Origin of the sequence: Candidatus Burkholderia verschuerenii (genome assembly GCF_001189365.1) — a bacterium.
GTDB classification, from domain to species: Bacteria; Pseudomonadota; Gammaproteobacteria; order Burkholderiales; family Burkholderiaceae; genus Caballeronia; species Caballeronia verschuerenii.
The window spans coordinates 1-1,105 of the sequence record NZ_LFJJ01000344.1 but is presented as its reverse complement, the minus strand read 5'-3'; the positions used below and the strand labels follow the sequence as shown (position 1 = coordinate 1,105).

At 47.2% G+C, this 1,105-nt stretch carries 1 protein-coding gene; it reads left to right on the top strand.

All coding sequences use genetic code 11. From position 1 onward, the window contains the following. Positions 1-245: 245 nt before the first annotated feature. Positions 246-1,105, top strand: an 860-nt coding sequence (locus BVER_RS28720) for a hypothetical protein (RefSeq protein ID WP_198155479.1), incomplete at its 3' end; no start/stop codon positions are given.

The window sequence follows — 1,105 nt, the reverse complement described above, 5'->3', positions numbered from 1 at the left end:
AGATAGAGTTCAAGCTTGCTAAAATCAAAACAAACTTGTCATGGATATTCGAATGTGGCTCATCTTGTGCAAAACACTAATGCCATTTCATATTAGGTACCAAAAAGATGCCTCCCAAGATGAAGAGAGCCTATGGGGGAGAATCATACGTGGGTGAACAAGGAGAGCCATCACAAGGTGTGGCCACTAAGCCGTTGGCACTTCAGGAAAATATCCGCTCACGGCAAGTGTGCAATGAGAGAGCAATGAGCATCGAACCTCCATTCGATGTGTACATCTACAACAACAAGTGGGACAAATTTATCAACGACCTCTCCTATTTACAACGGGCATCAAGGAAGTGGTGCAGAGAATTCTATTGTGCCCTAAGCGAACTAACACCACAAGAGCTCAAGAAAGACAAACTCTCCATTCACGGCAAGGTGGTCGACTTTTCGGCGCGAAGGATAAATCTTGTCTACAATACGCCACATGAAAAAATGGGGGGGTACGACCGATTGAAGAAGTCATGCGACTCGGTTGATCTTGCCACAGTTCTCACAGGCGCTCCCAAGGGACTAGGTGCGAAATGGTCGGGAATCCCAAAGACTCAATTGAAACCGGAAGCCTCACTCCTCAACACATTCGTGAGCTCACGATTGATGCCGGTGGTAGTCAATTCACGAGTGAAACGCAAGAGAGCCATTTGCATCTATGCTATACTAAAGGGGTATTACATCAATGTGGGACAACTCATAAATGAGGAAATAAAGGAAGTGGCAACGGACAACACCAATGTCCAAGCGCTTGGATTCCCGTGCCTCATCACAACACTCATCAAACAAGCGGGCGTGGATATATATGCTTCCCAAGGTGACTTCATAGCCGTGCAAGCCACGCTCCGCTTGGAGGATTTCGGTCGTCAACGGAGAGCCCAACATGAGCCGGATGAAGACAATAACCAAGACCAAGAAGAAGGAGGAGAAGATGAAACAAGCTACCCCGGGTGGCAAGTTACACAAGGAGGATGGACTCAATTGCAAGACAACTTGACCACTTTGACGAATACTCAACAAGCAGCCCGAGGCGACATTGAAGCAATGAACGCAAGATTGGAGGAGAGTAC